The sequence below is a fragment of the Paraburkholderia lebeckiae genome (genome assembly GCF_050436325.1).
Classification (GTDB): Bacteria; Pseudomonadota; Gammaproteobacteria; order Burkholderiales; family Burkholderiaceae; genus Paraburkholderia; species Paraburkholderia tuberum.
In genome coordinates this window covers 2753598-2779958 of sequence record NZ_JBNDLZ010000002.1, presented here as the reverse complement: position 1 = coordinate 2779958, position 26361 = coordinate 2753598, and the positions used below count along the sequence as shown (strand labels likewise).

22 protein-coding genes and 5 pseudogenes are annotated in these 26361 nt (G+C 59.3%); 6 read left to right on the top strand and 21 right to left on the bottom strand.

Annotated features, from left to right (window positions below; all coding sequences use genetic code 11):
* Positions 1 to 61: 61 nt before the first annotated feature.
* From OKW44_RS16015 to OKW44_RS16005, 3 genes are all read left to right on the top strand, one after another.
* Positions 62 to 1567 carry a PepSY-associated TM helix domain-containing protein gene (locus OKW44_RS16015; protein ID WP_026226328.1) on the top strand — a complete coding sequence of 502 codons (1506 nt, stop codon included), beginning with the start codon at positions 62 to 64 and terminating at the stop codon, positions 1565 to 1567.
* Positions 1568 to 1666: 99 nt separating this feature from the next.
* Positions 1667 to 2461, top strand: a complete 795-nt coding sequence (locus OKW44_RS16010) for a DeoR/GlpR family DNA-binding transcription regulator (RefSeq protein ID WP_018423377.1) — start codon at positions 1667 to 1669, stop codon at positions 2459 to 2461.
* Entirely contained in the window at positions 2458 to 3603 is a 1146-nt protein-coding gene (locus tag OKW44_RS16005) for an MFS transporter (RefSeq protein WP_018423378.1), read from the top strand. The genes OKW44_RS16010 and OKW44_RS16005 overlap by 4 nt, the downstream gene beginning before the upstream one ends.
* 183 nt (positions 3604 to 3786) lie before the next feature.
* Here the strand turns inward: OKW44_RS16005 and OKW44_RS16000 are convergent.
* From OKW44_RS16000 to OKW44_RS15975, 6 genes and pseudogenes are all read right to left on the bottom strand, one after another.
* Positions 3787 to 4224: pseudogene (locus tag OKW44_RS16000) on the bottom strand (sterol desaturase family protein); the annotation flags it as partial.
* 896 nt (positions 4225 to 5120) lie between these two features.
* On the bottom strand, positions 5121 to 6065 hold the full coding sequence (locus OKW44_RS15995; protein WP_018423380.1) for a M23 family metallopeptidase: 945 nt from the start codon (positions 6063 to 6065) through the stop codon (positions 5121 to 5123).
* 353 nt (positions 6066 to 6418) lie between these two features.
* Positions 6419 to 6646 carry a hypothetical protein gene (locus OKW44_RS15990; protein WP_018423381.1) on the bottom strand — a complete coding sequence of 76 codons (228 nt, stop codon included), beginning with the start codon at positions 6644 to 6646 and terminating at the stop codon, positions 6419 to 6421.
* A 97-nt stretch (positions 6647 to 6743) separates the two neighbouring features.
* Entirely contained in the window at positions 6744 to 6887 is a 144-nt protein-coding gene (locus tag OKW44_RS15985; RefSeq protein ID WP_184025491.1) for a hypothetical protein, read from the bottom strand.
* A gap of 50 nt (positions 6888 to 6937) precedes the next feature.
* Entirely contained in the window at positions 6938 to 7228 is a 291-nt protein-coding gene (locus OKW44_RS15980) for a hypothetical protein (RefSeq protein ID WP_018423383.1), read from the bottom strand.
* A 246-nt stretch (positions 7229 to 7474) separates the two neighbouring features.
* A complete protein-coding gene (locus OKW44_RS15975; protein WP_018423384.1) occupies positions 7475 to 7807 on the bottom strand; it encodes a DUF2322 family protein in 333 nt (110 codons plus the stop codon).
* Positions 7808 to 8087: 280 nt separating this feature from the next.
* Between OKW44_RS15975 and OKW44_RS15970 the strand changes: the two genes are divergently transcribed.
* Positions 8088 to 8267 (top strand): hypothetical protein, encoded by a 180-nt coding sequence (locus OKW44_RS15970; protein ID WP_018423385.1) that lies wholly within the window; start codon positions 8088 to 8090, stop codon positions 8265 to 8267.
* Between the two features lie 37 nt (positions 8268 to 8304).
* Here OKW44_RS15970 and OKW44_RS15965 read toward each other — a convergent pair whose 3' ends face one another.
* The 12 genes and pseudogenes from OKW44_RS15965 to OKW44_RS15910 all read right to left on the bottom strand — a co-directional run bounded on the left by OKW44_RS15965 (position 8305) and on the right by OKW44_RS15910 (position 20030).
* Complete coding sequence (locus OKW44_RS15965) at positions 8305 to 9288, bottom strand: T6SS immunity protein Tli4 family protein (protein ID WP_162634072.1); 984 nt, start codon at positions 9286 to 9288, stop codon at positions 8305 to 8307.
* 95 nt (positions 9289 to 9383) lie between these two features.
* Positions 9384 to 10964 (bottom strand): esterase/lipase family protein, encoded by a 1581-nt coding sequence (locus OKW44_RS15960; protein ID WP_063713728.1) that lies wholly within the window; start codon positions 10962 to 10964, stop codon positions 9384 to 9386.
* A 92-nt stretch (positions 10965 to 11056) separates the two neighbouring features.
* Positions 11057 to 11521 (bottom strand): annotated as a pseudogene (locus tag OKW44_RS15955) (DUF2345 domain-containing protein); the annotation flags it as partial.
* A 30-nt stretch (positions 11522 to 11551) separates the two neighbouring features.
* Positions 11552 to 12184, bottom strand: a complete 633-nt coding sequence (locus OKW44_RS15950) for a hypothetical protein (protein ID WP_018423389.1) — start codon at positions 12182 to 12184, stop codon at positions 11552 to 11554.
* A gap of 74 nt (positions 12185 to 12258) precedes the next feature.
* Complete coding sequence (locus tag OKW44_RS15945) at positions 12259 to 12942, bottom strand: hypothetical protein (protein WP_162634073.1); 684 nt, start codon at positions 12940 to 12942, stop codon at positions 12259 to 12261.
* Entirely contained in the window at positions 12926 to 13213 is a 288-nt protein-coding gene (locus OKW44_RS15940) for an N-acetylmuramidase domain-containing protein (protein ID WP_275426099.1), read from the bottom strand. The genes OKW44_RS15945 and OKW44_RS15940 overlap by 17 nt, the downstream gene beginning before the upstream one ends.
* A complete protein-coding gene (locus tag OKW44_RS15935; RefSeq protein WP_429410900.1) occupies positions 13174 to 13491 on the bottom strand; it encodes an N-acetylmuramidase domain-containing protein in 318 nt (105 codons plus the stop codon). Before OKW44_RS15935 ends, OKW44_RS15940 begins: the two co-directional genes overlap by 40 nt.
* Before the next feature lie 801 nt (positions 13492 to 14292).
* Positions 14293 to 14478 (bottom strand): annotated as a pseudogene (locus OKW44_RS15930) (DUF2345 domain-containing protein); the annotation flags it as partial.
* A gap of 198 nt (positions 14479 to 14676) precedes the next feature.
* Complete coding sequence (locus tag OKW44_RS15925; RefSeq protein WP_018423390.1) at positions 14677 to 15309, bottom strand: hypothetical protein; 633 nt, start codon at positions 15307 to 15309, stop codon at positions 14677 to 14679.
* Between the two features lie 74 nt (positions 15310 to 15383).
* Positions 15384 to 16100, bottom strand: a complete 717-nt coding sequence (locus OKW44_RS15920; RefSeq protein WP_162634074.1) for a hypothetical protein — start codon at positions 16098 to 16100, stop codon at positions 15384 to 15386.
* A complete protein-coding gene (locus OKW44_RS15915) occupies positions 16060 to 17505 on the bottom strand; it encodes an N-acetylmuramidase domain-containing protein (RefSeq protein ID WP_113061983.1) in 1446 nt (481 codons plus the stop codon). Before OKW44_RS15915 ends, OKW44_RS15920 begins: the two co-directional genes overlap by 41 nt.
* A gap of 17 nt (positions 17506 to 17522) precedes the next feature.
* A pseudogene (locus OKW44_RS15910) lies at positions 17523 to 20030 on the bottom strand (type VI secretion system Vgr family protein).
* 588 nt (positions 20031 to 20618) lie between these two features.
* Between OKW44_RS15910 and OKW44_RS15905 the strand changes: the two are divergent.
* Both OKW44_RS15905 and OKW44_RS15900 read left to right on the top strand, forming a co-directional pair.
* Positions 20619 to 21935 (top strand): IS701 family transposase, encoded by a 1317-nt coding sequence (locus OKW44_RS15905; RefSeq protein ID WP_018423394.1) that lies wholly within the window; start codon positions 20619 to 20621, stop codon positions 21933 to 21935.
* Positions 21936 to 22116: 181 nt separating this feature from the next.
* Positions 22117 to 22917, top strand: a pseudogene (locus OKW44_RS15900) (hypothetical protein); the annotation flags it as partial.
* Between the two features lie 296 nt (positions 22918 to 23213).
* Here OKW44_RS15900 and OKW44_RS15895 read toward each other — a convergent pair.
* Genes OKW44_RS15895 through OKW44_RS15885 form a run of 3 tightly spaced genes read right to left on the bottom strand, consistent with a single transcriptional unit; the run spans position 23214 to position 26361 of the window.
* Positions 23214 to 24065, bottom strand: coding sequence for a carbohydrate ABC transporter permease (locus OKW44_RS15895; RefSeq protein ID WP_018423397.1), 852 nt, complete (start codon positions 24063 to 24065; stop codon positions 23214 to 23216).
* Between the two features lie 10 nt (positions 24066 to 24075).
* On the bottom strand, positions 24076 to 25050 hold the full coding sequence (locus tag OKW44_RS15890; protein WP_026226330.1) for a carbohydrate ABC transporter permease: 975 nt from the start codon (positions 25048 to 25050) through the stop codon (positions 24076 to 24078).
* Positions 25051 to 25107: 57 nt separating this feature from the next.
* Entirely contained in the window at positions 25108 to 26361 is a 1254-nt protein-coding gene (locus OKW44_RS15885; protein ID WP_018423399.1) for an ABC transporter substrate-binding protein, read from the bottom strand.

The window sequence follows — 26361 nt, the reverse complement described above, 5'->3', positions numbered from 1 at the left end:
AAGACGCGGCAAACCGCTTGTCGCACACGAACCATCGCCCCATTTGCCCGACGAGGATTTCATGTCCACGACTCAAACCGCCGCGCCCGTACGGGCGCAGCACGGTACAACCGCTGCCGCAACGAGCGGCCCCGCACATCCAGGCTATAAAACACTGTGGCGCTGGCATTTTTATGCGGGCCTCTTCGTGATGCCTTTTCTACTCGTGCTCGCCATCACCGGCACGCTGTATTGCTTCCAGCCGCAGATCGAGCCGCTGCTTTATCGACAGCAACTGGTCGTCGCACCGCAAGCCGTCCCGAGGCTGGCCGACAACGCGCTGCTCGCGAAAGCGCGCGCGGCGATGCCGCCCGGCTCGATCGCGACGACCGCCGTGATCACACGCGATCCGCAACGCAGCGCGGAATTCGTATTTCGTCTCGCGGACGGCACGCAGCAGAGCGTCTATCTGAATCCGTACAGCGGCGCTGTGCTGGGCACGCTGAGCGTCGAGCATCGCTTGATGCAGATGGATCGCATGCTTCATCGCAAGCTGCTGCTCGGCAAGCCCGGCGAACTGCTGATGGAACTGGCCGCATGCTGGACGCTCGTGATGATCGGCACCGGCGTCGCACTACGGTGGCCGCGCGGCAAAACGACCGCGCGCGCGGTGCTGCTGCCGCGCCTGGCGCTGAAAGGACGTCCGCTATGGAAAAGTCTTCACGCAGTGATCGGCATCTGGCTCGCGCTTGGCGCACTTGCGTTCGTATTGACGGGGCTGCCGTGGACCGGCTCCTGGGGCAAGCAGTTCAAGGCGTTCGCGACCGCGACGAAGCTTGGCGCTCCGCCGGGCGCGTGGGGCGGCTTGCCGTTGCACTCCATCGTGCCGGGGACGCCCTCGGACCACCCGGACCACGCGAGCGCCACGGTCGCGCATGCCACGCACGCCGACATGGACTCGATGCCCGGCATGGTCATGGACGACCTGCCGTTGCCGCTGACGCCGTGGGCCACGGGCAACGCGAGCGTGCCCTCTTCCGCGCCCACCGACGTGGCGCAGCCTCTGTCGCTCGGGCATATCGTCGCGCTCGCCGCGTCGCTCGGTATCGCGGACGGCTACCGCATCGTGCTGCCGAACTCCGCAGCCGGCGTCTACACGCTTTCCTGGTTCCCCGCGAATCCCAAAGACGAACGCACGCTGTACGTCGACCAATACAGCGGCGCGATCCTGAAGGACATTCGCTACAGCGATTACGGCGCGATCGCGAAGGCCGTGTCGTATGGCACGTCGCTGCATATGGGTCGCTACTTCGGCGTCGCGAATCAGATACTGTGCGCGGCCATTTCGCTCGGCCTTGGCGCGCTCGCTGTGACCGGCTTCGTGACGTGGTGGAAACGTCGGCCGCAACGCTCGCTCGGCGCGCCGTCGCGCGAGCTCGCCGCGCCGCCGATGCGCGGCTGGAAAACCGGCCTCGCGCTTCTCGGCGTCGTTTTCCCGCTGATGGGCGCAACGCTCGTCGCGGTGTGGCTGCTCGACCGGCTGGTTTTCGGCCGTGACTCACGACCCGAACCGCACGGCGTGGCATGAGATCAAGACGAGCCTGCGCGCACCGATTGTGTCTCACGAGCGTTTGCGATATATTTTGCTCGATTATGATCGATTCACGCCGAAACGGAGACGAGACCCATGCAGCGAACCCGGGAAGATGCGATCAACGGGCTACTGCCCGAGCAGCGCGAAGGACTGATTCTGGAGCGATTGCGCACGCATGGTCGCGTGCTCGCGGCCGAGCTGGCCGCCGAGCTGCAGATCTCCGAGCACACGGTGCGCCGTCATCTGCGCGATCTCGCGGATCAGGGGCACTGCAAGCGCGTGTACGGCGGTGCGCTGCTGATGTCGCCCGCCGACAAACCCGCGGCGCTGCGCATGCATGAGGCCGTCGATCGCAAGGCACGCCTTGCCGCGGCGGCCGTATCGATCGTTCGTCCGAAGCAGATCGTGCTGCTCGACGCGGGCACGACGAACGTCGCGATCGCGTCGGCGCTGCCCGACAACGCTGGCCTGACCGTCGTCACGAATTCGCCCGAGGCCTGCGCGCGGCTGCTGAACCGCCCGGGTATCGACGTGATCCTGATCGGCGGCCACATCGCCGGCGGCGCGGCGGGCTCGCTCGGCGCGACCGCGCTGCTGCAGATCCAGCAGATCCGCGCGGACCTCTGTTTTCTCGGCGCCTGCGCCTTCGACCCCGACGAAGGCGTCGCCGTATTCGACGCAGAGGACGCCGAACTGAAACGCGCGATGGTCAAAGCGAGTAGCCAGATCGCCATCGCACTGACCTCGGAAAAGCTCATGACAGCGGCGCCGTTCGCGGTAGCGCCTGTTTCGGCCGTCGATTATCTGTTCGTCGAAGCGGACGTGCCGGACGCGCGTGTCGCGAGCCTCCAGGCCGTCTGCGATAACGTGATGGCGGCACGCCCATGAACTCACTCGTCAGGGAACGCATCGCGACGCTCGCCGTCTTTCTCGCCAACGGTTTCGGCATCGGCGCATGGGCGGTCGAGGTGCCGCGCATCAAGGAAAGCCTGGCGCTCAGCGACGCCTCGCTCGGCATCGCGCTGTTCTGCTTCGCGCTCGGCGCCATCGTTGCGATGCCGCTCGCGGGGCAGCTCGCGCCGCGCGTCGGCAGCGGCCGCGCGACCGCGCTGCTCGGCGCGGCATTCGCGATCGCGCTGCCGTTGCCCGCGCTCGCGCCGGGCATGCTGACGTTGTGCGTGGTGCTGTTTGCGCTTGGCGCGTCGAACGGCGCGCTCGACGTGTCGATGAACGGACATGCGAGCGCGATCGAAACGCGCTGGCGCGCGCCGATCATGTCGTCGTTTCATGCCGCGTGGAGCGCGGGCGGCCTGCTTGGCGCGGCGAGCGGCGCGATGTTGCAGAAAGGCGGCGTCGGCGTCGTGGGCGGGCTGTTCGCGCCCGATCTGTTGATCGCGGCCCTGATCATTTTCGCCGCGTCGTTTGCGTTGCGCGATATCGGTCCGCGCGCGGCCGCCGCGTCGAGCGGCTTCGCATGGCCCGACAGCAGCGTGATGAAACTGGCGCTGCTCGCGTTCATGTGCATGCTCGTCGAAGGCGCGGTGGCCGACTGGAGCGCGGTGTACCTGCGCTCCACGTTGAACCAGGAAGCGAGCGTCGCCGCGATCGGCTACTCCGCGTTCGCGTTTTCGATGGCCGCCTGCCGGATCGCCGGTGATGCATCGGTGCGGCGCTTCGGTTCGAGCAAGGTCGTCGCGCTCGGCGGTCTGATCGCGCTCGCCGGACTCGCGCTCGTGCTGAGCCTGCCGACGGTGCTGACCGCGTGCGTCGGCTTCGCGATGGTCGGCATCGGTCTCGCGAATATCGTTCCGGTGATTTTCAGCGCGGCGGGTCGCTCGAGCGCGACGCCGGCGATCGGCGTGTCAATGGCGGCCACGTTCGGCTATGCGGGCTTTCTGGTCGGGCCGCCGCTGATTGGTTTCGGTGCCGGCGTGCTGGGCCTGCGCGCGGCGCTGGGCGTGCTCGTGATGGCCACGCTGATCGTGTCGCTGCTGGGCGGCAACGCGGTGCGCGCCGCGCAACCCGGGTAGCCAGCGTTATTTCACTTTCTTGTCGAGCACGACAAGCGGCTTGCGAACGGGTAACGCATCGCGTGCCGTATGCTGACCCAATGGCCAGCTGAACGCGCCGAGCAGCGAGCTCGGCTGCGTACCATCGTCGAGACCGGTGGCGGGCCACTCGTGTTTCGCGGGCACCCAACGCGTGCCGAACACGTGATCCCACATCGGCAATAGCTGCGTGAAGTTGTGATTGAAATGCTCGGCGCGAATCGAGTGATGCAGCCGGTGATACTGCGGATTGTTGACCCACGTGACGTAGCGGCCAAGGTCCACGCGCAGATTCAGATGCGCGAAATAGTTGCCGAACATGAACACGATCGAGGTCGCACCGACGATCCACGGCTCGACCTTGAACAGTACGCCGACGAGCGGATAAAGCAGGCAGCCCTTGAGCAGCACTTCTATCCAATGATGCCGCAACGTGATCGTCACGTTGAAATCCACCGCGCTATGGTGCAGCGAATGCAGCTTCCACAGGATGGGCCATGTGTGCTGCAAGCGATGAAACGCGTATTCGAGGAAATCGATCGTCAGCAGCACGATCACGAACGAAGCGAGCGCGCCCCACCCGCGCGACACCAGCACCACCATCCCGCCGCCAAGTGCATTGACGATCGCGACGCTCGCGGCCGCCGTCAGCGGTTTCGTGGCTTCCGCCAACGCCAGATACAGGCCCGCATACGCCATGTTCAAACGCTGCCCCGCGCGCGATTGCAGCAATGCGGCTGGCCAGCGACGCTCGAGCAACGCACCGACGCCCATCATGACCAGCACGAGCGCGTAGGCTTGCAGCCACAGATTCGCGTGGTGCAGCAATGCGGGAAACGGGCTCGACGCTAACATGGAATTCCCTGATGCGGCGGTCGTTAGCATGATCTTCGCAGCCCGCCGGCCCGCGCGCAAGCGCCCTTTAGCGGGGGCCCGCCGCGAATATGGCTTGCCCCTCATGCACGGAAAAAATGGCGGGGTCATCGCTTCACGCCGTCACGATCGCGAGCGGACGTTAGATGCAGCCGTATCGTCCGCTCGCGTCGTCGTTGTTTGTCGACATCCGTTTGCTATTGGCCCCGCCGCACCTCGCAAGTTGCGCCAAGCTCCCCGAGCGCGAATCGCGAGACTTTTGCTGCCGTCGGCATTTGTTCACTGCGTGAAATTCCGGCTGCAACATATGTAGTTCTTGTGCATTCGTCATTGCAATGGCTATGCCATGCTGGGATGAAGGCTTGCTACGTATGGAGAAATGCCTGCCGGGGAGCTTCGAAGCGGGCCTGATCGCACGCGATGCATCGGAAATGAGACGCCGCGGGATGCCCCGACGCCTTCGTGCTGGCTCGCACACGTCGTTCGACGCGCGCGGGAATACCCGAACGCGCATTGACGAACCAAGCTTTGGGACCCTTACCAGTCAATATGCCGACACGTCATGCGCCGAAAGCGCGCCTGAATCATGCGGACCGGCGTGTCGCAAAGTTGAGACGGCAAGCGGCTTACAGCAGCGGGGTCAATTGCGCGACGCGCGACTCGAACTGCCGTAATTCATCGGAGGCAAGCGACCTCTTCTGCGGCAGGTCGACCCTGAGCGGATCCTGCGGCACATCGTTCACGTGGACCTCGAAATGCAGATGCGGTCCGGTCGCCCAACCGGTCTTTCCGACATAGCCGATCACCTGATCGCGCCTTACGCGGCTGCCGGAGCGCAGTCCTTTCGCGAAGTGCGACAGATGCGCGAACGTCGTAGAAAACGGTGCAGGGTTCTGAATGACGATTACGTTGCCATAACCGGCCTGACGGCCGATAAAGCGGATTACGCCGCGCGCGGTGGCATGCACGGGCGTGCCGGCTGGCGCGGCAAGGTCGACACCGTCATGACTTTGCCAACGATGCAGCACCGGATCGAAGCGGCGCAACGAGAAAGCCGACGACACGCGCGTGAAGTCGAGCGGATAGCGCTCGAACGCAGGCCGTGGGCTGACGCCGTCTTTCGAGTAGTAGAACGGTTGGCCGTGACGATTTTTCTGAAGGAACACGTCGTGCGCGGTCGAGCCTCGCATGATGCGCACCGCGAGCGGTTCGCGCGATGCGTCTTTGCTGTTGTCGCTACCGGTGTCGAATACGGCGCTCACGCGGTCGCCAGGTTGCAGATCGCGCGACAGCTCGAGCTCGTCGCGAAACGCGCGCGACAGAATGGCTGTGGTGCCCGCATCGACGCCGATGCTCTGCGCGGCCGCGGCGAATGTACGCTCGACCGGCGCTTCCCTCACGGTGAACGCGGGAGCTTGCGCAGCGGGCACGACCGGTGCGGGTGCCGACGCCGGTATCGGCACGCGCGCAACGGCCTGCGTCGAGTCCTTGCTCAGGAGCGACACGTCGGGTTCGCCATTGCGCGCGGCGCGTTCATGAGTGACGAGATAGGCAGCGCACGCCGAGCTCATTGCACATACGACAATGATTTTGCTGGTGCGCCCCGGCAGAAGACGAGCTACGGATAGAGGCATGGTAGGAACGACTGTCGACCATCGCATGCGCGAAAGGCACGCACGGCGAGGTGGTTTCGTTGAATCAGCGTCTCCAGGCACTGCGTAAGACGCTGCATGAGGCTCGGGGCAGCCTATGGTTGCTTTCTTAAGTCAGCCTTAAGCTGCCCCCAATTGAGCCTGCGATGCGGCGAGGGCACGAGCTCGAACTTTGGCCGCTGAGGCTCGACGGGCATGACGGCGCAATCGCGCTGCGCCGACGGGGAGAACAAGCCGGAATATTCGACTCGGCCGCGCGGACGTCGACCGGGTTACGACAACGAAGCAAGCATGTTCGACAGCCGTCGGACATGGGCCTTGAACGCGTCGCTCGTTTCGCGGTTCGTGGTGGGATTCAGATGCGAGCTTTCGGCGAGTTGCGCCTGCTCGTGAAAGTCGTTGGCGATCCTGCGCCTGATATCGTCGGGCAGCGACCGCACGATGGAGACCAGCAAAGCCTCTTCGGCATGCAGCATGCCGAGAATCGAATGTGTGTCCATACGGGAACCTCCGTGGGGAACATCGTCGGTGCCGGCCGGCAGTGGCGCCGGCGCTCCTCATGTTACCCCGTTGGTTCCGCGTCGTTGGTCGTGCGCGTTACTCTGCGATCGAATAGCGCGACGGACGAGCACGCGGCCGCTCCGCCTCACGCTCGACGCGCGGACTCGCGCCGCGGATGAACAGGACCGCGCAAAACGCGACCATGGCCCATATGCAAAGAATGACGGTCAAAGCGCTCATGTCAGTTTCCGGAACTGCGGGTTAGTACGGTGATGCTGCCGCGTAGGCTGTCAATGCAGCGTGGACCGCTCGGGCGCACCGAACAGCAGCTCATCGATCAGGGCGGTCGTGAACGTCAACTGCGTTTCGAGCAATTGGCGCGCGGCTTGCGCGCCCGCTTCGTCGCTTCGGGCGACGGCCGCGTGTGCCTGCGTGGCGAGACGCACGATGGCTTCGGAACCGCGTTGCAGTTCGCGCATCGCGGGGGCGTCCGGACCCGGTGTCGGCTGATCCCGTTTCGGGGTGGTGAGTTCCGGCAGGTCGGCGTCGAACCGGCGGGGTTTGCTGTGACGGGAAGACATCCGGGGCTCCTTACGGAAAAGCGCGATATACGCGGCGGGACGAACCCAGTGTGCGCCGCCGCCCGCGTTTCAATTCACTGAACAGAAGCCGAATCTGAAGCCAATCCGGGGCTTCGGGAAAACGAGGGTTTTTACCGAGCAATTAGCGCAGGTGGGCCGCAGATCCCGTCGCCGGGGGGTGTTGGAATTCGCGGCACCGGCAGGAAAACGTCTACCTTGCGGGCGCGGAAAAGACTTTGAGCGGCCTCAAGCTGCCGGAACAACATCGATGCGCAATACCTCGCCGCCAGCGGCAATCGCCAGCAAGTGGTCGACGTTCGGATGCGCGCCCGGACGGTTGCGCGCGTCGGCCGTATGCTCGGCAAACAGCGCGAGGCCGTGTTCGGCCGCCTTCGCGTCGAGCGTGCCGAACGCGCCGCGCAGGTAGTTGTACACCGCGAGCGAGCCCTGCTTGCCCGGTTTGTTCTCGATGCTGGCGACCACGGTGCCGCTGACGTTGACCAGATCGATGCGTGCGATGCCGTCGATCGCCGGCATTCTGGCGAGATTTTCCTTGAAAAGGTTGCTCGGTTCGATCATTGAAACCACTCCTTCCGTTCTAAAAAATGCATGGCGGGCCGTATCTTATCCGATGGGCGGCGAGCGGGCGAATTGGTGGCCACGACGGATCGGCACGCGTATCCGATACCTGGTATTCCTGGTAATTTTTCGCATCGCCCCTGGCCTCGACAGATCAAAGAAAACGTTTAACCTGAAATGCACAAAGCGCACGAATTCGGCCATCGTTTAACCACTTTCGAAGGAGTCGGCATGGAGGCGAAAGCAATGCGTCGGCTCCACGACGAGTGAATACTTCGACATGCAGTCTTACCTCGACGCGTTCCCGCACTACACGCTGACCTGGTACAACCAGCCGAGCGATACCGTCCATCCGTATAGCGTCGCGCTGATCACGGTGCGCGACGGCAAGCGCGTGATCAACCTGAACCTGAGCCAGGCGCCCGACTATTACTCGTACACGCCGTCGCGGCTACGCTGAATTTGTGGAGATGACGAGAGCGCTGCTCGCGACCAAGTTAATAGCCGTTTGGACGTGGCCGAAGGGTACGTGACACGGCATCCCAGAGCGCAACGGCTTCGCCTGTTGTCAGCGACGCCTTGTCGAGCTTGACATACCCGCTCTGGATCTGCACCTGCCCCCCTGTAGTCAGATCCATTGACAGAAACGGCGACGAAGGGCTGCTCGTGATCTCGTTCGCTCTAAGCGAAAATGTGTCACCACGCCCGTCTCCAGGTTTCAAGCCTTCGAATAGCCACTCCTCAGCCTTCATACCGGGCAGTTCAACGGTCCCTTTGCGGATAACCTTGGCGTCCATCGCCTTGAGTGCCGCTCGCGCTTCCGGGCTGTCGGCATGTTGTAACAGGGTGATACTGTCACGAAGGTCTGGAGTGGTCTCGAAGGCAAAATTGATGTCGTCCTGACCCTTGAGCGTATACAGCGTGCTCACCTCCTCTTCGCTGCCTGCCTTTGCCGGGAGGAAGCCCCCATAAAAACATAGGCCGGGTTCGGTTGGCATCTCGTCGTCGGCACGGCCACGGACTTTTTCAAGCAGCTCAAACACCAGAGCAGTCCTTTCACGGACGTTGTTCTTAATCGCCATTTGCTTGACCGACGGCTCTTCTTTGAATACAGAATGATCATAGTTCCACGCTGTGACTTTGAGCTTGATCCGATAGCCGCGATCCCACTTATAAGCCTCGATCACACGAGTCGTGTCACTAGGGTCGGAGGCGCTACCTAGATGAATAAAATATCTTGTCCCCTTTCCCCATGCTTCGCCATCCTGATAGAGGAACTGATAGCCGAGCGCACTCTTCGCCGCTTTTAACTCTGCCTCGCGCTTTGCGATTTCCCGCTGATACGCATCGCCCGACATTGCTTTCGTTTCAATATCGACACCGTGCATTTTTGCGTAGCCGGAAACATACATACCTTCAGGCATATCGACAAGGTAGCGGCCCACACATCGGGTCTTCAGATTCGCGGTCAATTCGTTCACGGTTTGTTTCTCCTGTTGCGTCAATGGCGCGGGGTTGTTCCCGCACGCGGCAAGCGCGAATAGCATGCAGACGGCCAGTCCTGCGCGCGGGCACTTCATGCCTTGTACTCAAGGTTCGTGCCTTTCACATTCTGCGCAATCTTGGTAATGGCCCACAGCGTGAAGCGACGAGTCGCATCGGGCTTGTAGCCGCCCTCATGGTCGATGCCAGGAAGGGCCATGCAGACCTTTGCCACGCTGGCCGGTGCTCGGCCGGATCGCGCAGGCACGGTGCCGTCGCCATTTTCATCCGCATCGTTCAGCACGAACTTTCCGAACGCCGTCTTTCCGCTGGCGGTTGCCCTGACAAGCTGACCGCCAGTCCCAGGGTCATCACTCGCTTGGCCACTTAACAGACTGACAAGCGGAAGTGAATCGCCGCGCAGCAGCGAGGGGGCCTGTTGCACCCATCTCACATCGCCATATGCCTTGTGTTTTTCGTCGTCGCCGTAGAAGGCGTACGTGCTGGCGTGATATCGACCTCGCGTATCTGTACCGCTCAGCGCTTTATGAAAGGTCATGACGTTGCTATTGACGATGTTGGTAAAACTTGCCCAATCCGTATCGATCGTTTTCTTTCCCGGATCAAGCGGATTCAGCAACCTGTCATCGCACAGGCCCCACCACGCGCCGCGCACGGTATAGATTTCGCTGTAGGGATCGGATCGCGGCAACGTAGCGAACTGCTCACCATCCCTGATCTTGAGCCAGCCCATTCCGTATTCGGAACTCGGCAGAAGCTGTAGCGGGCCAGGTGCATTGCCGACCACCGCTGTCATGGTGGCCGCATCCGGCCCTAGTGCGAGACCGGCCAGACCTTCCGTCCCCGTCTTCATACGCTTGTAGGTCGCCGCCGCCCCCGTGGCAGGCATCACGCCATGTACGATGCCGAGCACCTTGTCGCGATTCCCCATCGGCTCTGAGTAGTAACGCGCGACCAGCCCGCCCATCGAATGGGTAACCAGAATCACCTTCTCGCAGCGATAGCGACATTTTTCTCGATAGTACTTCGTGAATTCGTCTATTTTCGCCGCCAGCCGCTCCGCCGATGCCGCGTTGGATTGCAGCCAGTTGTAGCCGACAGCATGAACCGGAAACCGATATCTGTACGACAGGGCCACTTCGTCGTGAGTCAGTGGCGTGACGCCCGGCGCTTCTGCCACGAGGTGCGTCATGAGTTCGGCGCGCAGCCCCGCCCGTCCGTAATCGGTGCCAGCGTGCGCATCATTGAGCGCATTTTCAAGCCAGACCAGCCACTCGCCGTAACTCATGCACGCCACTTCGCCCCACCCGCGGCGCCGCAACTCATCTTCCGTTTGCACCGTGCCGGACGGAATCTTGCCATCGCTGTAAACCTGCGTATTGTCAGGGTCCAGAATGCGTTTGCGATCCGCCGGTTTTTTCGCCATCCACGTCGCAACAGTCGACGTGCTGTCGAGCAGCCATACCGCATCCGGCTGCCCCTTGCGCTTCAGGTTCGATCCCATGACCCCTGGCACAAAAATTACGGGAATAATGCGGTCCGGCACCATGTGGCAAACGGCGATGCTGTCGTCCGGAGCGGATGTCACGGACGAATAGTGCACAGAGCCGTCGGCGCCTAACGTGGGTGGAATGATGCGTTCAACAGTAGCCATGCGAAGTCCTTTCGGTCTGCCTTTGACCGATCGTGTTTAATAGGCAAATGACGGTGCTTGACCCTGCCAAGCGAACGGTAATGAGTGGCCGCTTAGTCACGGTGGATACGCAGTTGCATACCTTCAACGAGCAGGCTTCTTTGTAAGTCGGTTTTGCCTTCTGCGTCAGTTATGCCGTGAATTACCGTGCCATCCGCGCGTGTAATGGAAAACTTGCGATTGGCAATGGGCGCTCCGTCAAACGGCCACGTGAGGGCAAAGTGCTCGTCGAATTTCGCGTGGCCCCAGGAGTTCACCGATTCCGCAAAAGTTGCCTTGCCCTTTTTCTGGACCGTAATGGTCTTGATGAACAGGTCGAACGGCCCGCCCAGCGTAATGCTGCCGTCCTTGAGCTGGATGAACGCGCCGCCGCATTCAAGAATGAGTTCCTTCTTCGCCACGATGTGGACGCTGCCGTTGACGCTGGCAACGTTCACATCCTTGTCCGCGATCAATGACATTGCGTCGCCCTGCGCCTGAATCTCGACGCGGCCTCGGCCCCGAGCAAGCGCCGCGCTGCCGGAGGCGGCGTAACGGGCATCAGAACGTCAGGCTGATGCGATGACCTCATCCGCCTGAACGAAGTGCCATTGCCGGAACTCCGGGTCGTAAAGCGCGAACTGGTCAAAACCGGGTTCCGCGCGATCCGCTTCCATCGTCGGCGCATCCCGCCACGCCTGATGCGCCAGCGCCCGCAGGTCGCGTTCACTCCAGTCCGAGAAGGTATTCACTGTTTCGTTCCAGGCAAACAGTCCTGCCTGCTCATGAATTTCATCAACCAGACGCAGCAGCCCGCCTGGCAGTTTCCGTACAGTGCCCCCTGACTCCAGTTCAGGCGAGGTGGACAGCACGGCATCCGGCATGCCGTCCGGGCGAATCAGCAGTTTGCCGGAACACGCCCGCCACGCGACATGAACGCAGGCGATCACCGGCCGGTCGCCTGGTGTCCCGCCCGCTTCCGGCCGCAGTGCATCGACCGGATGGATGACGATGGATTGTTCTCGCCCAACAACGACTGCGGGATTACGCGAGATATCAAGCAGTGCATCGAAAGGCGACGGGTAGCAGCGCAGCGCCACCTGTCCATCCGCCAATTCGCTGCCGTGATAGCGGCGTTCTCCATCGTCCTTCTCGAACATGATCACGTAGGCAACCGGGTCCCGCGTGCGGAATGCGCCCATTCACTATCCCCCCAGTATTTGCACTGTTCGTGGCTTTGTTATGTCGGTGGTTTCGCCAAAACAAATGAAATCAATCATTGCTTACTCGCTGCCGGGAATGGGTTCACGAGGTCGGCAGAGTAGACCCAGCCGGCTGTGACTCGACCGTTAGTATCTGGCCCTGGGTCTGAAAACCGAACATACGAGAACTTGCCATGTGTTTGAAGTACAACCACCCCATCACCTGGAGTTAAATAGCCTTTCCTAACAATAAATTGTTCATCTCGAAAATCATAGAAAAATGACTTACGACTGACAAGTCGAATTCCAATTGCAGGAATTTTCTTTGTCACCGAAAATATTTCGCCGCCAACCTTATCGGCCGGAAAAGAGGTAAACGCGCCTAACGCGTTTTCACATCCCGCCTGCCCTTCGTCAGTACGAATAATCCACGCCCCCCCTCTCCTGTACAGCTCCCCCTTAATATCAAAGAATCTATTTCTACCGTCAAATGAAAAATTATTTTCTTTTGGAACAAAAGTAAGTATCTTAATCTTCGTGTATGGCTGCGGACGCCCATCGACTTCACCGCCGACCTGCGAAAATAAAAATACGCACGATCGCCGATTATCTCGCGAATCATAATAACCATTCAGAAACCGACCATCATCAAATGAAATTAACTCGGGTCGATCAAATATGATTGCTCTCCCACACCATGCAACATGCGAAAAAATAAAAGGCAACGCCCAGATAATTAGTTTACTTAAATTTTTCATAAAAATACTTCAGATTTTTCGCATAATCGGGATTTGTATTTTGCCAGTCACGACCGTTGTATGCCGCAGCCACATCCTCCCAGCTATGTGCGCGTAGAGCCTCGACACCATGCGGCTTTACGTTTTTCATAAATAAAACAAAGATTTCAGCTTGTCCCTCTGATCCTGACATGAATTTATTTGCAAATTCAAATGACGTCGCACAACCGCATGCCGCATACTCGCTAGCGATTATCTGAAACCCACCCCAAGAACATGCCTGAATTGCCAAATCAAAATCCAGAGCCGCCGCCCTTGTGATTTTCTCGTACTGGTGCAATCATCGGGTCCATATCCACCTGAATCAGGGAAGCATAAATCAGGATATTGTGGATATGGATTCTTAAAAGGTGTGCCTTTCTTTCTTTCACCTTTCTTGTGAGTCGCCTTATCCGCCTTTGCCTCTTGTGCCTCATGCCTTAACTTCAACGCCCTATAAAAAAGGTGGCGCTCATATCTGATTTTCGGCAGTCCATTTTCTTCAAATGGGATTCCAGAACACTCCTGCATCACAATAGCCTTAATTGCAGCAACCTCAACATTCAATTGAGTTGCCATATTTTTATACTGATCTTCAGAAAACGTCGCTGGATTCGGATAATTTAGCCTCGACCCAAGGACATTCAGCACAACCGTTCTTGGCGCTCCAGTGTCTACCACCTTGTAATGGTGCTCGATGGTAATCGTCGTTTTCTTCTTATGAGTCGTTTCATTTTCCGTCACCTCCTTCTTGCGCGTCGGAAAATCTTTTTTGACCTGCCCCTGCTCGGTTACTTTCTGCGACCAGCCAATGTACGGGCCAAAATCCTTAACGAGGCGTTCGATGGTCATGACCTCGCCTTCCTTCACAACCGGCAAATCCAGCTCCTGCTCAAGTTCATCCTTCGGCGTCAGCTTCGTCGTCGCTTCCAGGTGATACTCGGGACTGACAACGGTGAACGCGCTGATATCCTTTTTGGGCGTCACTGTCGCCTTCAACACGTACTTCCCACTCCGGTTCTTTACCCAGACAGCAATTGGCTGGTTACGTGCGGCGTTCTGGATTGTCACGGCATATCCGTTAGCGTCTGTAACCACTTCCGTCCTGTTGCTTACCGTTGGCGCGGAAGCATCCGGCGCGGATGCCGATGCTCCACCAGGGGCCGACGCTGTCTCCGCCGCAGACGCTCCATTAGGTGCAGATGCCGGATTCACGGCTGGCGGATCGTCACGGTCCTGTCCAAATTTCCATTCAGGCGCTTGCAGTGCGCCCGCGCCTGCCTTAACCAGTACCGACAGTCCTTCAATCGGCTTTTTCAAGGTATCCCTGAACACGGTCACATCCTTGTCCGCAATGACTGACATCGGGCCGCTCTGGGCCTGAAATTCGACCGGCCCTTTGGCAGCAAAAATCTTGATGCCAAGTTTCTGCGCGAACAGCGATATCCTTTCGCCCGCCGCAATCGTAAAGCGCTTGACCACGCTCCAGTCGGCGTTCTTCCCTGCGACGGTCGAGATGAGCAGAACGCGGACGAACTGTATACGCAGACGTTTGATGCGAGTACGTTTGGCGCGACGAAGGGGTGATGCTGTTCACGCGTGGCGCTGCCGCGTAGAGAAGGGTTGAGGGATTCCATGCCGGATTTCAACGGGTCTACGACCTCGGCCCCGAGCAAGCGCCGCGCTGCCGGAGGCGGCGTAACGGGCATCAGAACGTCAGGCTGATGCGATGACCTCATCCGCCTGAACGAAGTGCCATTGCCGGAACTCCGGGTCGTAAAGCGCGAACTGGTCAAAACCGGGTTCCGCGCGATCCGCTTCCATCGTCGGCGCATCCCGCCACGCCTGATGCGCCAGCGCCCGCAGGTCGCGTTCACTCCAGTCCGAGAAGGTATTCACTGTTTCGTTCCAGGCAAACAGTCCTGCCTGCTCATGAATTTCATCAACCAGACGCAGCAGCCCGCCTGGCAGTTTCCGTACAGTGCCCCCTGACTCCAGTTCAGGCGAGGTGGACAGCACGGCATCCGGCATGCCGTCCGGGCGAATCAGCAGTTTGCCGGAACACGCCCGCCACGCGACATGAACGCAGGCGATCACCGGCCGGTCGCCTGGTGTACCCCCCGCTTCCGGCCGCAGCGCATCGACCGGATGGATGACGATGGATTGTTCTCGCCCAACAACGACTGCGGGATTACGCGAAATATCAAGCAGTGCATCGAAAGGCGACGGGTAGCAGCGCAGCGCCACCTGTCCATCCGACAATTCGCTGCCGTGATAGCGGCGTTCTCCATCGTCCTTCTCGAACATGATCACGTAGGCAACCGGGTCCCGCGTGCGGAATGTGCCCATTCACTATCCTCCCAGTATTTGCACTGTTCGTGGCTTTGTTATGTTGGCGGTTTCGCCAAAACAAATGAAATCAATCATTGCTTACTCGCTGCCGGGAAGGGGTTCACGAGGTCGGCGGAGTGGACCCAGCCGGTTGTTATTCGGCCTGGATTCTCGACATTCATTCGCGGGTCCGCGAAACGGACTAAAGAAAACTGGTCATGCGTCTGCAATACGATGACGCCGTTCCATTTTGTTAGATACCCCTTTCGCATAGTAAATTTTCCGTCATGGTAGTCATATAAATACGACTTTTCTTTTACAAGGCGAATGCCGATTGCTGGAATTTCCTTTTCAGAATAATAGCTGGTGGCACGAAAATCATTGGGATCGAAAGTGAATGTTCCCGTCGCATTCTCACATCCTGCCTGGGCGGTTGCCGTCTTGACTATCCATTCATTCTCGCGGCGGTATAAATTTCCGTCGATATCAAATGTCCGATCTCGATTGGAAAATTCAAACGAGTTTTCGCCTGGCGCGAATGTTGATAATTTTGTTTCTGTATATCCCGTGGCTTTCGAAGTCTGTGATTCTCTTCCATTTTGAAAAAAGAAAAAAAGACACGAAAACTTTGCATTTTCCCCGTCATAAAACCCGGAAACAACCTCACCATCACGAAATCCGATCAAATTTGGTTGATCAAATAACACAGCCTTGCCAGCATATGCGCTTGCAATCGATAGATACAATCCTGCAATGCTCACGATGAATTTATTTGAATTGATCATAATATTTTGCCAAGTTGCTTGCATAATTTGGGTTCTTAGTACGCCAGCTCGTGCCATTGTATGCATCCGCGACTTGTTCCCAATTATGAGTCTGCAGACCTTTGACGCAGTTTGGTTTGACATTTTTCATGAACGCAACAAATATCTCCGCTTGCCCATCCGTGCCCGAAATAAATTTATTAACAAACTCAAAAATCGTTGTACATTCACACGAAGAGTAATACTCGCCCAAAATCTGAAACCCTCCCCAAGAGCAAGCCATCAAAGCCACTTCAAAATCAAGTTTCGCGGCCCGGACTAGCTTCTCATATTGATGCAACCCACTAGGCCCGTAATTATCTCCACTCGAAAAGCAAAGCTCTGGAAAGCCTGGATATGGATTTTCGACAGGAGCAGTCTTCTTCTTTCCTCGCTGTTTATTCGCTCCGCCTTCACTTCTATCACTCGCGTTTCGCTTTTTTACCGCAAGATCAAAAAAATGTCGTCGCTCGTACAGTATCGCCGGAAGGCCATTCTCCAAATAAGGGTGACTTTGTGACTCCTGCTCAACAATCGCCTTGATAGCAGCAACCTCAACATTCAGTTGAGTTGCCATATTTTTATACTGATCTTCAGAAAACGTCGCTGGATTCGGATAATTTAGTCTGGACCCAAGGACATTCAGCACAACCGTTCTTGGCGCTCCAGTGTCTACCACCTTGTAATGGTGCTCGATGGTAATCTTCGTTTTCTTCTTGTGGGTCCGTTCATCTTCCGTCACCTCCTTCTTGCGCGTCGGAAAATCTTTTTTGACCTCACCCTGCTCGGTTACTTTCTGCGACCAGCCAATGTATGGGCCAAAATCCTTAACGAGGCGTTCGATGGTCATGACCTCGCCTTCCTTCACAACCGGCAAATCCAGATCCTGCTCAAGTTCATCCTTCGGCGTCAGCTTCGTCGTCGCTTCCAGGTGATACTCGGGACTGACAACGGTGAACGCGCTGATATCCTTTTTGGGCGTCACTGTCGCCTTCAACGCGTACTTCCCACTCCGGTTCTTTACCCAGACAGCAATTGGCTGGTTACGCGCGGCGTTCTGGATTGTCACGGCATATCCGTTAGCGTCTGTAACCACTTCCGCCCTGTTGCTTACCGTTGGCGCGGAAGCATCCGGCGCGGATGCCGATGCTCCACCAAGGACCGACGCTGCCTCCGCCGCAGACGCTTCACTAGGTGCGTATCTTCTGCTCAACCAGGGGCCGTCGCTGCCCTCCGCAGACCCAAATTTCCATTCAGGCGCTTGCGGTGCGCCCGCGCCTGCCTTAACCAGTACCGACAGTCCTTCAATCGGCTTTTTCAAGGTATCCCTGAACACGATTGTCACTTCCACAAAGGGCGACGGTGCAGCCCTGGTAGGGGCAGAAGCGGGAGCGTGATGCGGATGTGCCATTTATTCGCCTTGACAAGTCACTTTAAAAGAGAAGGTAGATATTCAACCTGCGCCGGATCGTTTTCAGGTTCTTCATGGTCGTAGGCGTCTTCGACCACGCTCCAATCCCCGGCGCCAATTTCACACCTGACCTTTACCGATTCCGCTGTGCTGACGCTAAACGTCGAGCCTTCGACCAGCACGCCCTGCTGCTTGAGTGTGCCATCTGGCAGGTAGACACGGTACGGCTGGCTATTGAGAGCCAGTCCATCCCCCAGATTGGCGGCAACCGTACTCGCATCAAACGTCTGCGTATACAGTTCGTCCGCGTTCTGCTCAATTGGCACAGGCGGAAGCGATACGGGATTGCGCATCGATGCCTTGCCTTTCTTCTGCACCGTGATCGTCTTGATGAACAGGTCGAGCGGGCCACCCAGGGTGATGCTGCCGTCCTTCATGTGGATGAACGCACCGCCGCATTCGAGGATCAGTTCCTTCGCCGCGGACAGGTTGACCTTTCCATTGACGCTGGCAACGGTCACATCCTTGTCCGCAATGAATGACATGGCATCGCTCTGCGCCTGGAACTCCACGGGACCTTTCGCCGCAAAAATCTTGATGCCGAACTTCTGCGCGAACAGCGATATCTTCTCGCCCGCCGCGACCGTGAATCGCTTGACCACGCTCCAGTCGGCGTTTTTGCCAGCCACGGCGTTGATGTTGGCCTGCGCCGAAAACTGCACGCCGCCGCCCGCGACAAGCGCCGCCGACGCGGGCGTGCTCATTAGCAGGCCTGGATTTTTCAGGCCGTCCAGATCGTCCTTCATCTGCTGCTGCGCGTCAGTGTCGGCAGGCTCGGCCTTCGCACTGCTGGCGGTTGCGGCGAGCGCCTTGGCAAGCTCCAGCGCGCTCTCAAGCTCGGCCATGGTCTCCTGCATGTCGAGCTGCTTGCCGGTCGCGCCGGGACGGTCATAGGTCGTGACCATCATGCCTTTGCCTGCGCGAAGCGCCCCCCAGCCCGACGATCTCAGCTCATACCCTTCGCCCCGGTGTTCGAGCTTGTGATTGACGAGGTAGCCGAGATTCAACTGCGACTTGCCCGAGTGTTCGGTGCTGAGCTTGACGCCTTCCTGGCCCTCCCAGTCTTCCATGCGCAGCTTGTTGTTCTTCTGTGTGCGGATCGTGTTGCGCGACAGCCAGCGCCGGTCGTTCGTCACGAGGTCGCGCGCCTGGCTGTGGTGATGGAAAGCCGTGATTTCGGGCTTGTCCGGGTCCCCATCGCGGAATGTGATCTTGGCTTCGTCGTTGTCGAGCGCAACGAAGTGCATGCCGGTTTGCAGCTTGCCTGCGAACGGTTTCGCGAGACGTAGCGGCACACTCTCACCGCCGTTGGGCCAGGTGCCGAAATCGGCATCGAGCCGAACCACGTAGTAGCCCGCCGCGTTCAGGTAACCATAGGTGTATTTGTCCGGACTGCAAATACGTGCGGAAAGCGTTCCCGGAATTTTTGCCCAGGTTTCGGGCTTCAGTTCCAGCCGGAAACGCCGGTCGGCAGGGATCGCCTTGTAGCTGTTGGTGTAGGACGCGTCGCGCGCGCCGCTGTGCGTGACCTCGATCACGACCTGACCTTTGGGCGCATCGGGCAGCACGATATCCGTTTCGAGTACGCTCGCGCACTGCAACGCAAGCACGTTGCTCTCGCCCTCATACACGACCTGGCGCGCAATCGCCGCCTCATGCCTAAGCTGCGCCTCCCACTTGGCCCCGGCCTGGTCCAGGTGGTTCGTGCCATAGAGGTACGGCTGGCCGTAGGTGGTCGGGTCGCCTGGCGCGACATTCGCCGTGTCGCGCAAACGCTCCCAGGCGGCGTCCGGGTTGTAGTCCGCCACGATGAACGATTGCGGCACCGTCACGGTATGGGTCCTGATGACCGTGACGGCTTCCACCCCGTCCGCTTCGAGTCCCGCCGCCTCGCGGTACGGCACGATCCGTTGCGGCTCGTCGTAGCGCTAGTGGTCGATGTCATCGGCAAAAACGGTCATGTCGCCATGTTCCGTTTCCACGATATAGCTGTAGATGCCGGCCTTCTGCATCAACATCTGGACATAGGCCAGATCATTCACCTGGTACTGGAAACGCCACGCGTGAACCGGATACTGGCGGCGCAGGCGGAACGCCATCAGGTGAGCCGGGATACCGTGCCGGCCCAGGACGGCCTGGATGATCTGCGGTGTCGTGAGGTGCTGGTAAGGCTGGGTGGTCGTGACGGCCTCAAGCCGTCCGAAGTGCGACTTCAGGACAACTTCGTACTTGACGAAATCCTTCGTGGTCTGCACCGTCGAGAAGCGCGCGATGAATCCCGAGAACTTCCGTACGGTCCCGTCCCCGGCCACGATGGTGAACACCGCATCGAGGTTGAGATAGTCCGAGCGCAGCAGTTGCTGCGGGTGGGTCAACTCGATATGGACGACGTTGGGTTCGCCCATCGTCTCGGTGGCCGTGAACGAAACGACCGATAAGGCTGACGCGCTGTCGGTGCCTGGCACCGACAGGTGGTACGCCTGGCGTCCCGTGATACCCTGGCTTAACGGGTCGAATTCTGCCACTCCCTGCTCCTTGAAAAGACCAGCGACACAGCATTGGCTGCAAAACCCGTTAACTGACCATTTAAATTTCGCGAGGTCAACGGAAACAATATGAGATAGGCGCGTCTTGACAATCGTTAAAGAAAATCCGGCACATGTGATTCATTGCGCATCAGAACGGCTTCGGTCGCCCTCGCCTGGCAAGCGACTTGACACTTCCTGCCGCCGGCCAAAGAAAAACAAGACAATCAGCACGACACACAGCAACAAGGCGCAGGCGTCGCGGGGGGATCGCTTTTCTTCATGTTGTGTCCTTCTTTTTTCGTTGGAGTAAAAGAAGTCCCGCCCGTTGCCGCAAAGATCGGGGGCGGGCACAGTGGCAGGGGCGGAAGACCGGCGCCTTCCGGGTCTCCCTGCCACGCCCCGCCCACAGATAGACAGACGCACGAAGGCAGACGCACACCTGCCTAGTCTTACTGTGTCATAAAATCCATTTGTAGCGACGCGATACCTGGTAGTATTGAATAATAGAGACTTCGGGTGATCGCGATGAGAGAAGATGTCGACGAATTTGACGCGTATCTGAATCATCTGGCGCAGGCGTTAGGGCACGCCGATCGCCATGCCGGCCTCAAGGGTTACTGTTCGGGCTTGGTAATGCCGTTGTCACGCAAGAGCGTCGAGCCGATGGCCGCGCATATTGACCCAGTTCACGCGAGTGCGAAACACCAGTCACTCCATCATTTTGTGGCCAAGGCAGAATGGTGTGACCGGGCGGTCCTTGAGCGGGTACGCGAATGGGTGATGCCCGCGTTAGGCCTGCACGCTGCTGAAGAGGCTGGCTATTACTGGATTATTGACGACACGGGCTTCCCGAAGAAGGGCAAGCATTCGGTTGGCGTAGCGCGGCAATACTGTGGGCAACTGGGCAAACAGGATAACTGTCAGATCGCCGTGAGCCTGTCGATCGCGACACAACGCGGCAGCCTGCCGATTGCCTGGCAGTTGTATGTCCCCAAGGAATGGATTGACGACCGGGAACGTGCCCGTCGTGCGGGCATTCCCGACGATCTGGCTTTCGAGACCAAGCCACAGATTGCGCTGGCCCAGCTTCGCGAGGCTATAGCATCCGGCGTTGCGCCGGGCATCGTGCTGGCCGATGCCGGGTACGGCGACGAAACCGCTTTCCGGAATGGCGTAACGGAACTGGGTTTGTTGTACGCGGTAGGGATCCGGCCGGGCACCTCTGTGTGGACACGAGGTACGGCGCCCCTTCCGCCCAGGCCCTGGAGCGGGCGCGGCAAGCCACCGACATTGTTGCGCCGTGCGCCCGGCCACGAGCCGATCGCCGTGAAGGAACTGGCCATGCAATTACCCGTGGACGCCTGGCAATCCGTAACCTGGCGCGAAGGTAGCAACGCAGCACTTTCCTCGCGCTTTGCCGCCGTGCGGGTTCGTCCCGCACATCGCGACTATTGGCGAAGTACCGTTCGCGACGAAGAATGGCTGCTCATTGAATGGCCTGAGGGCGATACGGAGCCGCTCAAATACTTTCTCACTACCGCCCCTGAGGAGGCGACACTTGAGCAGCTTGTGTTCGTGACCAAGATGCGCTGGCGCATCGAACGCGACTATCAGGACCTGAAACAGGAGTTCGGGCTTGGTCATTATGAAGGGCGTGGCTGGCGTGGCTTTCACCACCACGCCACACTGAGTATCGCTGCGTATGGGTTTCTGATCGCTCAGCGACTCCGAATGCAATCAGATGGACGCGATAAAAAAAACTTCCTTGAACGCGCGCTGCCTGCCCTTCCCTCGGATTACATCCCCCGGGGCAGTCCAGCGCGCTCAACGCCACGTTCCTGATTCCATTACTACGTTACGCATCCTGCTTGGACAAAGACTCATGCAACGATGGCTCTCCTCCTGTACGACAATAGAGCGTGCATTAGTTATGTGACACAGTAGTACTAGGCAGGTGTGCGGGTTTCAACTCTTCAGGCTTCCACACCTGAGCCGTCGCTGTTTTGACAGCGTTGCGATTAACGACCCGGCGCTACCGACGCCGTCCGTCAACATGTGGGTCAAGGGCCGCGGCACCGACTCGTATCGCAGCAAGCCGCGCGTGATGGGCGAAAAGTTCAGCCTGCTGCATCAGTACATGTAAGTGAACGCGTGGTGGGACAAGCTCGGCTTCAACGGCAAGGCGCCGCTGTCCGACACCGACATGCAGTCTTACCTCGACGCTTTCCCGCACTACACGCTGACCTGGTACAACCAGCCGAGCGATACCGCGCATCCGTATAGCGCCGCGCTGATCACGGTGCGCGACGGCAAGCGCGTGATCAACCTGAACCTGAGCCAGGCGCCCGACTACAACTCGTACACGCCGTACTATCCGGCGCCGTTCTCGGACAATCTCGCGTATGGCACGACTGACCTCGGCTATGCGCTGATGATTCCGCAGGTCACGTACAACGGCAAAACCTATATCCCGGTCACGTACTACAGGAATCTGAACGTGCAGGAAACCAATGGTCAGGTGGTCGTCACGTTCGACACCGCGAAGTTCAGGCAAGCGGCCAAGAACGCGTTGTACACGACGGCGAATAGCGACGGCTACTCGGTCAGCTACGCGAATGGCCCCGCGACGAACTACGCCGCCATGGGTTTCGATAGTTGCGCGCCGTCACAGTTCGATACGGTGAACGGTGCGACGAACCCGCTGTCGACCACGCCGATTGGACAGTTGCATTCCAACTTCGCCTGTACGACCAACCCGTTCGCGTTGTCGGGCGGCGCCAGCCGTACGCTGACGTGGACGCTGAAGTACGCTGATCCGGCCTGATAGCGGCAAGCGCCTTCCTTCCTGTTTTCAGGCAGGAAGGCCTCGTTCGATGGTTGATACGGGTAGCAGCCATACCGGTAGCAGAAGTTGGACCTCGCGAGCGAAGTCGGCGAAGGCAGCGGCCTCTCGATAGTGCGCGCGCGGCGTTGAATGCCGTTATGCAGCGGGTCAACCCGGCGTCAGCTGAAAAGCGTTGATCGAGAAGTCAGCGTGCGAGCAGCAGTTCGCCACGCCGAAAAAAAGCCCGCTTCCGCGGGCAACCCTTCTCTACGCAGCAGCGCCACGCGTGAACAGCATCACCCCTTCGTCGCGCCAAACGTCAGGCCCGCGACGAAATGCTTCTGCATTGCAAAGAACATCATGACCGATGGCAGCGCCGCCAGAATCGATCCCGCCGAAACGAGATTCCACGCGGTCGTCCACTGCCCTTTCAGCGCGGCCACGCCGACCGTGATCGGCGCGGCGTCATCGCCTTGCGTCAGACACAAGGCCCAGAAATAGTCGTTCCACACGAACGTGAACACGAGGATCGCCAAAGCCGCGAGCGCCGGACGAATCAGCGGCAGCACGATCCTGAAGAACACGGTCCACTCGTTCGCCCCTTCGATGCGCGCCGCCTCGACCAGCTCGAATGGCAGCTGCTTGATGAAGTTGCGCAGAAACAGCGCGCAAAAGCCGGTCTGGAACGACACATGAAACAGAATCAGCGCGCTCACGGTATTGAACAGACCGAGTTGCAACGACAGATCCCGCACCGGAATCATCAACACCTGAATCGGCACGAAGTTGCCTGCGACGAACGTCGCGAACAACGTCGAATTGCCGCGGAAGCGATAGATCGCCAGGGCAAAGCCCGCCATCGCCGCGAGTGCGATCGACCCCACTACGGAAGGAACCGTAATCAGCACGCTATTCCAGAAGTAATGCAGCATCGGCGACGTCGTCAATGCCTCGCGATAGTTATCGAACATCGCGAAGTGCTTCGGCCATCCCCAGTAGTTGCCCTCGCTCAGTTCTTCGGTCGAACGCACGGACGTGACCAGCACCGCGATCATCGGCAACAGCCAGATCACAAGTGCAATCGGCAACGTCAGTTTGTATGCGCGGCGCGTGGCCGGCTTCCATTTGTCGATTGGAATCGGAAACATCAGCGGCTCCTCATTGCTCGGCGCGCAGCATCCGCCGCAAGTGATAGACGATGTACACGAGCATGATGCCGAACAGCACCACCGCGATCGCCGCCGAATAGCCGATGCGGTAGTACTTGATCGCCTGGTCGTACATGAAATAGGCGAGCACCGTCGAGCTTTCGAACGGACCGCCGCCCGTCATCACCGAAATCAGATCGAAGCTGCGCAGCGCGCCGATGATCGTCACGACGATCGCCATGAACGTCGTAGGCCGCAACTGCGGCAGGATGACATGCCAGAGCATCGACCAGCCCTGCGCGCCTTCCATTCGCGCAGCTTCGATCTGTTCGGCGTTCAACGTGGTCAGGCCGGTCAGATAAAGAATCATGCAGTACGCGGTTTGCGGCCACAGCGCCGCGAACACGATGCCGAGCGTCGCATAGCGCGGATCGCCGAGCACCGGCACGCCGTGGCCGAGCATCATCGCGAGCAGGCCGAAGGTCGGATCGTAGAACCATGAAAAGATCAGTCCGACCACGACGCCCGACAACACGAATGGCGCGAAAAACAGCGACTTGACGATGCGGATGCCCGCCACCGCCTGATTCAGATACAACGCGACGGCGAGGCCCGTCGGCGGTGCGAGCAAAAACAGCACGAGCCAGATCAGGTTGTTCTTGAGCGCCGTATAGAACGTGGGCGTATGGACCAGCTCGATATAGTTCGCGAGGCCGACGAAGGTCGGCTCGGTCATCCCATCCCAGTTGAAGAAGCTCAGGCGGATCGTCGAGAGGATCGGCCACACCACGTACACGGCCACCATGAAGCAGGCCGGCGCGAGAAACAGGAACGCGGCGCGCCGCTGCCGCCGTGCGGTCGGCGTGGGGCCGCGCCGGCGCGACGCGACGGACGCGCCGCTCAGCGCACCGCCCGACGCCGGCAAGCCCGGGCCGCCGGGTTCAACAGGACCGTCGACGCTATGACGGCTGACGGAATGCGACACGATCAATCTCCCGATCCAATCCGATGCATCGGACAGCGGCCTTGCGGCCGCCGCCGCTCACTTCTTGTAGATACGCTGACGCGTCTGCTCGAGCTGCGCGAGGATGTCGTCCAGTTTCGACGGATCGGAGACGAACTGCTGCATCCCCTTCATCCCTTCGTCGGCCATTTCTTTCGTCATGTCGCGATCGTAGAACTGCGCAATGCCGCCCTTCGTGTTCGACAGGATCTGGAAGCCGATCTTCGAAATCGGATCTTCAGGCTCCGGCGATTTGCTGTTCGCCGACAACGAGCCGAGTCCCTTTGCGAGTTGCGCACCGATCTGAGGCGTCTCGACGAACGCAAGGAAGGTGTGCGCATCGGACTTGTTCTTCGCTTTCGACGGAATATGCAGCGATTCGACCGGTCCATCCTCGGCGGTCGGCACCTTGGAGTCGATGATCGGGAACTGGAAGTACCCCATTTGCGGCTTCACGTTGTCCGGGAAACCCGCCGCAATGAACGTCCCCATCAGCATCATGGCCGCCTTGCCCTGGAACAGGAACGGCTGCACTGCGTCGAGATCGTAGGACAGTGAATTGTTGATGAAGTAGCCGTCGTCGATCAGTTGCTTCCACGTCGTATAGACCTTCTTCACGCGCGGATCGGTGTACGGAATTTCGCCGGCCATCAGCTTCTGGTGAAACGCATTGCCGTTCAGGCGCAGATCGAGATAATCGAACCAGCCGGCCAGCGTCCAGGCATCGCGGCCCGCCACCGCGATCGGCGCAATGCCGGCGGCCTTCAGCTTTTTCGCGGCGTCGAGAAACTCGTCCCACGTTTTCGGCTCGCCCTTGATGCCGGCCTTCTCGAACAGGTCCTTGCGATAGAACATCCCCCACGAGTAGTACACGGTCGGCGCGGCATACTGCTTGCCCTTGTACGACGATGCTTCCTTCGTCGACGCATACATGTCGTTCCAGCCGTTCTTCTGCCAGTCGCCGGTCAGATCCTCGAACAGGCCACGCTGCGCGTAATACGCCATACGCTCGCCGTCGTGCCAGTTGACGATATCTGGCGCGACAGTCGAAAGCCAACCCGGCAACTGAACCTTGTAGGCTTCCTCATCGATGAACGATACCTTCACGTCGACCCCGGGATGCGCCTTCTTGAACTCGTCGACCACCTGCTGCCAAACCGCGCGCTGGCCCGCGCCCTTATACGCGATGTTCAGCGCGAGCGTGCCCGCCTGCGCGGTGCCGACGACCGAGGTCCCCGCGGCAACCGCGGCCAGCGCGAGCGCCAACAGAATCTTGCGTGGTTTCAGTTTCAT

What these genes read in the sequence shown, in the direction of transcription:
- OKW44_RS16015 (WP_026226328.1), top strand. Translation starts at nt 62, where the DNA reads ATGTCCACGACTCAAACCGCCGCGCCCGTACGGGCGCAGCACGGTACA.
- OKW44_RS16010 (WP_018423377.1), top strand. Translation starts at nt 1,667, where the DNA reads ATGCAGCGAACCCGGGAAGATGCGATCAACGGGCTACTGCCCGAGCAG.
- OKW44_RS16005 (WP_018423378.1), top strand. Translation starts at nt 2,458, where the DNA reads ATGAACTCACTCGTCAGGGAACGCATCGCGACGCTCGCCGTCTTTCTC.
- OKW44_RS15995 (WP_018423380.1), bottom strand. Translation starts at nt 6,065, where the DNA reads ATGAGCTCGGCGTGCGCTGCCTATCTCGTCACTCATGAACGCGCCGCG.
- OKW44_RS15990 (WP_018423381.1), bottom strand. Translation starts at nt 6,646, where the DNA reads ATGGACACACATTCGATTCTCGGCATGCTGCATGCCGAAGAGGCTTTG.
- OKW44_RS15985 (WP_184025491.1), bottom strand. Translation starts at nt 6,887, where the DNA reads ATGAGCGCTTTGACCGTCATTCTTTGCATATGGGCCATGGTCGCGTTT.
- OKW44_RS15980 (WP_018423383.1), bottom strand. Translation starts at nt 7,228, where the DNA reads ATGTCTTCCCGTCACAGCAAACCCCGCCGGTTCGACGCCGACCTGCCG.
- OKW44_RS15975 (WP_018423384.1), bottom strand. Translation starts at nt 7,807, where the DNA reads ATGATCGAACCGAGCAACCTTTTCAAGGAAAATCTCGCCAGAATGCCG.
- OKW44_RS15970 (WP_018423385.1), top strand. Translation starts at nt 8,088, where the DNA reads ATGCAGTCTTACCTCGACGCGTTCCCGCACTACACGCTGACCTGGTAC.
- OKW44_RS15960 (WP_063713728.1), bottom strand. Translation starts at nt 10,964, where the DNA reads ATGGCTACTGTTGAACGCATCATTCCACCCACGTTAGGCGCCGACGGC.
- OKW44_RS15950 (WP_018423389.1), bottom strand. Translation starts at nt 12,184, where the DNA reads ATGGGCGCATTCCGCACGCGGGACCCGGTTGCCTACGTGATCATGTTC.
- OKW44_RS15945 (WP_162634073.1), bottom strand. Translation starts at nt 12,942, where the DNA reads ATGAAAAATTTAAGTAAACTAATTATCTGGGCGTTGCCTTTTATTTTT.
- OKW44_RS15935 (WP_429410900.1), bottom strand. Translation starts at nt 13,491, where the DNA reads ATGCAGGAGTGTTCTGGAATCCCATTTGAAGAAAATGGACTGCCGAAA.
- OKW44_RS15925 (WP_018423390.1), bottom strand. Translation starts at nt 15,309, where the DNA reads ATGGGCACATTCCGCACGCGGGACCCGGTTGCCTACGTGATCATGTTC.
- OKW44_RS15920 (WP_162634074.1), bottom strand. Translation starts at nt 16,100, where the DNA reads ATGCAAGCAACTTGGCAAAATATTATGATCAATTCAAATAAATTCATC.
- OKW44_RS15915 (WP_113061983.1), bottom strand. Translation starts at nt 17,505, where the DNA reads ATGGCACATCCGCATCACGCTCCCGCTTCTGCCCCTACCAGGGCTGCA.
- OKW44_RS15905 (WP_018423394.1), top strand. Translation starts at nt 20,619, where the DNA reads ATGAGAGAAGATGTCGACGAATTTGACGCGTATCTGAATCATCTGGCG.
- OKW44_RS15895 (WP_018423397.1), bottom strand. Translation starts at nt 24,065, where the DNA reads ATGTTTCCGATTCCAATCGACAAATGGAAGCCGGCCACGCGCCGCGCA.
- OKW44_RS15885 (WP_018423399.1), bottom strand. Translation starts at nt 26,361, where the DNA reads ATGAAACTGAAACCACGCAAGATTCTGTTGGCGCTCGCGCTGGCCGCG.